Source organism: Selenomonas sp., assembly GCF_052169755.1.
In the GTDB taxonomy this organism is placed as follows: Bacteria; Bacillota; Negativicutes; order Selenomonadales; family Selenomonadaceae; genus Selenomonas.
Genome location: NZ_JBQNBV010000125.1, coordinates 1 through 6,016, shown reverse-complemented (window position 1 = coordinate 6,016; position 6,016 = coordinate 1). Strand labels below are relative to the sequence as shown.

6 protein-coding genes are annotated in these 6,016 nt (G+C 47.4%); all 6 read right to left on the bottom strand.

Features of this window, described 5'->3' with window-relative positions; all coding sequences use genetic code 11:
• Positions 1-171: 171 nt before the first annotated feature.
• Complete coding sequence (locus ACTTKG_RS08595) at positions 172-1,914, bottom strand: NERD domain-containing protein (RefSeq protein WP_442673803.1); 1,743 nt, start codon at positions 1,912-1,914, stop codon at positions 172-174.
• 241 nt (positions 1,915-2,155) lie between these two features.
• Positions 2,156-2,620, bottom strand: coding sequence for a GreA/GreB family elongation factor (locus ACTTKG_RS08590; RefSeq protein WP_442673802.1), 465 nt, complete (start codon positions 2,618-2,620; stop codon positions 2,156-2,158).
• An 11-nt stretch (positions 2,621-2,631) separates the two neighbouring features.
• Positions 2,632-3,594, bottom strand: a complete 963-nt coding sequence (locus ACTTKG_RS08585) for a class I SAM-dependent methyltransferase (RefSeq protein ID WP_442673801.1) — start codon at positions 3,592-3,594, stop codon at positions 2,632-2,634.
• A gap of 1 nt (position 3,595) precedes the next feature.
• Positions 3,596-4,675: a hypothetical protein gene (locus ACTTKG_RS08580; protein ID WP_442673800.1), complete on the bottom strand. Its 1,080-nt coding sequence runs from the start codon at positions 4,673-4,675 to the stop codon at positions 3,596-3,598.
• The gene (locus ACTTKG_RS08575; protein ID WP_442673799.1) at positions 4,672-5,253 is read right to left on the bottom strand and encodes a hypothetical protein; all 582 of its coding nucleotides are present in this window, start codon (positions 5,251-5,253) and stop codon (positions 4,672-4,674) included. The genes ACTTKG_RS08580 and ACTTKG_RS08575 overlap by 4 nt, the downstream gene beginning before the upstream one ends.
• Positions 5,250-5,849, bottom strand: coding sequence for a hypothetical protein (locus ACTTKG_RS08570; RefSeq protein ID WP_442673798.1), 600 nt, complete (start codon positions 5,847-5,849; stop codon positions 5,250-5,252). The genes ACTTKG_RS08575 and ACTTKG_RS08570 overlap by 4 nt, the downstream gene beginning before the upstream one ends.
• Between the last annotated feature and the right edge of the window lie 167 nt (positions 5,850-6,016).

The following is a 6,016-nucleotide window of genomic DNA, read 5'->3' as shown; positions in this document are numbered from 1 at the left end:
TTAGGATGGTCGTATTACATCAAGGAATACTGGTACTATTGAATGCACCTATCCTTACAACAGCGCGAATGCCTTCCAGAAATATGAATATAAAAACTCCCGCCCGCTGCAGAATACGCCCTGCAGTAGACGGGAATTTTCATGTCTAAAATATACTGCGGCTGAACACTGTCATGCATCCATGCTGCATTCCATACCGAGCCACTTTGCCACCCCTTTCGGAGACGGCTCAATGTCGACATCCAGAGATTCGATCAACGCCGGATATTCCTCTGCCGAAACATCGCTAATGAAAATCGTCTCAAGATACGCAGACGCGCGTGAGCTACCGACGTAGACGAGTCGTTGGCAGGTCGGCTTCACGAGCTTCGACACATGCACATCCACGAGCAGGACGGCCTTCGCCTCCAGTCCTTTGTAGCGACGCACCGTCGTGAACCAGACCTTTCCCTCCGTCGGCTGATGAGCGAGAGGAATCCCAGCGAGCGACGTCACGCCTGCGAGCACACTCTTTTCCAGCGTGCTCACTGTGAGGATCACGATGTCCTGAAGTTCCAGTTTCTCCTCGCTCTTCATACGGCGCACAAAATCGGCGGCGGCTGCTGCAAGCGCTTCTGCATCGGGAACGAATACGGCACGAGGCTTTTTGCCATGAATGGCATTGAGATAATGCTTGTGCCTGCCCGCAAGGAAGCTCTGCACCGTACGTCCGATCTCCGCCGTATTGCGGCAGTTGCGATAGAGAATGAGCCGACAGTCCATACATGCGTCGATCCACTCTGCCGCCATCTGCTGCGTCTGCCCTGTCGGGCGGCGCGAGATGATCGTCTGCCCGCGATCATAAAACAGGTAGAACGCTCCGTCATGAAGCTCAGCCAAGAGTGCAAGATGTTCGAGCAATGTGCTCGGGAAGTCCTGCGCCTCATCGACGACGATGTTCGGATACTCCCACAGCGTATCATCGAATTCATTCTGAAAAAACGTCTCGAAATCGCGCAGTACCGTCGTGAGCGGCAGATTCCGCTCCGCCATCAACTCCTCCGCCAACGTGCGCTCATTGTGTATCGTGATCTTTCCGTCCCAGCGACAGGAGCGCAGCCGCTCGAAAAGAAACTCATTGAAGCAAAGATAGAGCACCTTCTGCCCCTCACGCGCCAGCATACGAGCCTTCTCCGCTGCCAGCAGGCTCTTGCCCGTGCCCGCTGCGCCGTGAATCGCCGCCGTTCGCTGATCGGTCAGATACTCCAAGAGCGCGAACTGCGCATTCGTCAGACGCGCCGTCGACTGCTCGACCGCCTGCGATGCGGCAGAAACCGTCTCCACGATGCGAAAGACAGGCTGCAATGTCTGGATTACCTGCTTGAACACGCTCGGCGACTGCACGCGCTCAGGAATGCGGAACAACTTGCGCCAATAGCTGTAAATCTTCTCCAATTTCACTTTCGGCTCACGCAAATCGCCCGCGTCGAGGATGATGTCGCGCGGCGACTCCAACGGCAAAGGCTTGCCTTGAGGAATCTCCACAGAGGTGAACCAGACCGCCTTGCCCACGAGAGGCACATGCTGCGGCGTCCTTTGGCGCAGCTCCGCAAGGATGCGCTGACAGCTGTTCTCCGCCTGCTGAAACGGATAGATGACCTTCCGCTCGCCCGTGCGGCGGTTCGTCTGGTGCCATGCGCCATCTTCGTAGGCAATTCCGCCCGCTTTCACCTCAACGGCGAGAATGCCGTGCCTCGGATGCAGCACGACGAAATCCGCCTCCCCCTGCGGAGCCGTACGCACGCCGTCTCCCAGCCAGCAGTAAGAGTGGAATACCGTATAGTCGTCCCCGAGCGTTTCCAACGCACGGTAAGCCTGCCGCTCCCCCTCGCTCCCATGAAAATCCCCCGCGAATGCAGGATAAAATCGTGCCATCGCCGCCCCTCCTCATCTTGATGCTCACTCTCATAGTAGGCACTGCAAATGGTATCATCAAGCTCAGTGCCTTCTTTGCACCTACCATTGCAGTGCTTGGGAAAATCATCGGAACAACTGTTTCAGGGACATCTCAACCGCATTGCTTCTACTACTGGAATGTTTTTTGATAACTGTCTGATTTTCTATTGCAATCAAATAATTAACGACAGTTTCATATAAATATCGGCTGCTCCATTTTTTATATGCGTGTCACCTTGAGAATTTTTATACTTTCATCTTTCCATTCCAGTTCATCGCCCACTCTGTTGCCAATTAACGCTTGAGCAATAGGCGCATTGCAAGAGAGAATATCGTTGTCAATATCGCCCTCGTCATTCCCCAAAATAGTGTATGTACAAGGTTCACCATCAAATTCAAGTTCCACTACGGAACCAGCAATTACCGTACGACCATCAAAATTTTTATACGCTTCGGTATCTTCGATGATGACAGCTTCCTGATATTTACGGTACAAAACTTCACGCTGACTGGGGATTTCGTACATTGCCTTCACACGCAAAGACATGAATTCAGGGTTCTCCCGAAGATCACGGTCACGTGCTGCACTTTCTCCCACTTCACGATTTACCCGTTTGATTTCTTCACCATACTCAAGATACTGCTCATACATCTTTTTGTAACCTTCACGAGAAACGTAATACATATGTAATCACCTCATTTTCGTCGTAATACAACGATAAAGCGTTGGCTATTCAACACCTCATACTTGGACATATCGAAATCACCGTACACATTAACGATATCGTACCATTTTTTACTCATAGCAGTCAATTCTACTAAGTCGTAAAAGCGAACGAATTCTTCATCAAGATAAAATGCTGAGCGACTGCCACTAAAAAAATATAGATATTGTGAGTTTTGAATGTTAGCTTTCACTCTTTTGTGTATCAAAAGTTCAAGTTTATCCGCATCATGTTGGTAAGAGCGTCTATACAAACGTCTTGGTGGTAATGCTGGAATGTTTTTAGCATCAAGCACCAAGATCGCACCTTCAGGTTGGTGATGAGCAACAGCAGATATGAAGTCGCAAAAATCCTTTTCCCTAGAAAAATAATTGTAGGTAGTCCACATACAAACTGCCAATCCAAAATCTCTTTCTGTTAGCTTCAGTTGACGCACATCCATTTGCAAAAATTTAATATGCTGAGAGGGGTTTCTTTTTCTTGCTGTTTGTATCTGAGCGTCAGAAAAATCTATCCCTGTTACTTGAAAACCTCTAGCAGCGAGCAAGGTAGCATGTCTTCCTACACCACAGCACAAGTCCAATACCTTTGCATTACTTCCACCAATTATCTGATATAAAAACTGTACCTCTTTCTCCGTGTTGCCAGCAATAGCCGTCATATAATCTCGCGACAACTCATTATAGAGCAGTTTATGCCGGGCATGTTCATCAAAGTTTGACGGCAAATTATCAGACCATGAACGATAAAACTTAAACGGAAGATGAACTGTAGCCTCTCGCACAGTTGGAAGACCACTACCGTTACATAATTCTAGGTTCCATTCGGATATCTCATTTGACTCAGGATATAAGCGGTACAATTCCTGCAGCAAGAATCTATCGTCTGCATCTAGTGACACGCCTTTATCTTGATATATAATGCGAATGCTCATTTTACACGTCCCCTCTTTCCATCATTTTTTCGGAGAATAAACTCCGCCTATGCTCATAGTCGCAGGGCAAATGTAAAATGTGACGGACAAAAGATCGTTGCTCATCCGTAATCGGCTTCGACACACGCAATCTTCCTTCGGTATATGCCCAACCACCGTAAATTCCAATTCGAGCAAGTTGTTCAGCTAAATCAACGGGCGGCACAGGAGCCTCGTCGTGACAACGAACATAGTTGGGGCAAGAAACTGAACATCGTACTTCTCTATAGCAGACATTATAGTCTGGTTGCCGTAAAACATAAGAAAGGCAACATGACGTGTGGTCAAAGATATGATAAGTAGGATTTTCTTGCTGCCACGCCTGAAAAACGGCATCAACTTTATGGGATTTGATTTTTTTTGTGCTTAACGTACCTGTGTATTCATAATTCCTAGCTTGCAGACGCTCGCATATAAATTTATTCACGCGCACGCCCTGATAGATAGTCGCATCGCAGAATCGCGATGCATAAGAGCATGTTCTTCTGATGGTTTCTTCGCTGTCATTCAATCCTGGAATGATGGGACGAAACTGATGAATCAACCGCACATTTTGGCAGGTCGCCACATGACGCATAGTAGCTTCTTGAAGAGTGCAATCAATAGGTTGCAATAAACGGGGCATTCCATTGTAGGTGACTATAATAATGGGCAAAATGTGACGGTATTCATCCAATCGCCTGACATCCTCTATAGTCAGCATTCCCTTGCTAGTTATGGTAACGGGATTCGTCAAGTTCTCTCGTTCTAGAATATCCATTAAACGAAAAGTGCTATTCTTAACTTGGTGATTTAAAAATGGATCGGTGCGATTATTTAACGAAATCACAGTCTCACCACGGACAAAAAGCGGATCGGCTAGAGCCTCTGCAACTAGATCTTCCTCAGATATTACCCGTATGGGTACTGAAGGTACAATTCCTATTGGTGCTAAGAAGCAATACGCACAATCTATAGTGCAACCAATGTAAGTGTTAAGTGAGTAGTAAGAATTCAGGTATTCGCGACTAAGGCTACGAAGCTCTTCTTCAGTCAGATTCATAACACACCAACCTTCTCAGCCTCTTGTTGAATGCATGCAGCTGTTTCTTCAACATCCAACAAAGAGTTATCGATGCGGCAATGCGGCATCTGATAGCGATCTAAAAACTCCTGCAACTTGTCATATTGTGCATCATGAAAAATCTTTTTCTTAAGATCGGGGTCACGAGGGTTGCGTAGCAGAATACGCTGTTTCCGTACTTCGGCATTAGCAAAGAGAAGTACTGTAAAATCAGGGCGATTTGAAACGCGCACCAGAAAATCGAAAAAATCTACATTATCTGGCGTGCAATTCCAGAAATATGTGGACGCAAGATAGCGATCGGTGATAATGTTTCGACCTTTGATGAGATATTTCCGATACATATTTCCCGTGCCATAAAACATCGCCGTAAAATCACGCTCGGTATTGTCTTCCACCTGAACAATCAAACGCTCAAGTTGTTCTCGCCCTGTTTCGCCATCAGTAAGATAACGAATAGGATATTCGATCAATGTGAATCCCGTAAGCCTTTCTAACACTTTGGCGGCAGATGTCTTGCCAGCACCATCAAGTCCCTCAATAGCAATATGCATCATACACCCCCTCTTCGCTCTATTTCAACATCAAGCAAACGACCAGCTTCTTCCGAAGAGGCTCCGCGCTTTTCCTCGATCGCTTTCAGAGCGGCGTCCGTTGTCTTTACCGTCTGCAAATCCTCCAGTTTATTGTCAAAGTATGCACTGATATTCTCAGAAGAAACATTCCCGTTCTTAACGGCCTCGGCGTAGGTTTCTACTCGGCCTTCTGCTTGGTAGAAATCAGCGTTTTTGACAGTTTCAATGGCAAAAGCTTCTGCCTGAGTGCCCATTTCTTCTTTCAAGCCACCCAAGATGAGTTGCGCTCCCGCTTCACGCTTCTTTTCGGGAGTGTAAGCATTGCGTTGCTCTGCAGTGATGTTCATTCTATCTACAGCATGGAGGTACTCTCCATATGTGGCATAATTTCCTTCTAGGATACCGCAACCCTCTGCGTACAAAGCCTTGGCCCCCAAGTCATCGGTGCTGCTCGTATTTTCGAGCACTCCCCACTTCTTCAATGCATCGACCAACTTATCGGCTATATCAATTGCCAGGCTGAGGAGCATCAACGCACCTTCTATCTTCTCTACTGTTGTCACCCCCATACCGCTCATACTTCTGCCCTCCGTTCCACTTCTGCCTGCAACCTTTCCTTTGCCTCACCTTCGCTGACGCCCAACGACTTTTCCGCTTCCTGCAACTTGCCTTCAATCTGCTTGATGTCTTGCAAACTGTCCAGCTTATTGTCAAAATAATCGCCGATTTTATCCATACCAGATCG

What these genes read in the sequence shown, in the direction of transcription:
- ACTTKG_RS08595 (WP_442673803.1), bottom strand. Translation starts at nt 1,914, where the DNA reads ATGGCACGATTTTATCCTGCATTCGCGGGGGATTTTCATGGGAGCGAG.
- ACTTKG_RS08590 (WP_442673802.1), bottom strand. Translation starts at nt 2,620, where the DNA reads ATGTATTACGTTTCTCGTGAAGGTTACAAAAAGATGTATGAGCAGTAT.
- ACTTKG_RS08585 (WP_442673801.1), bottom strand. Translation starts at nt 3,594, where the DNA reads ATGAGCATTCGCATTATATATCAAGATAAAGGCGTGTCACTAGATGCA.
- ACTTKG_RS08580 (WP_442673800.1), bottom strand. Translation starts at nt 4,675, where the DNA reads ATGAATCTGACTGAAGAAGAGCTTCGTAGCCTTAGTCGCGAATACCTG.
- ACTTKG_RS08575 (WP_442673799.1), bottom strand. Translation starts at nt 5,253, where the DNA reads ATGATGCATATTGCTATTGAGGGACTTGATGGTGCTGGCAAGACATCT.
- ACTTKG_RS08570 (WP_442673798.1), bottom strand. Translation starts at nt 5,849, where the DNA reads ATGAGCGGTATGGGGGTGACAACAGTAGAGAAGATAGAAGGTGCGTTG.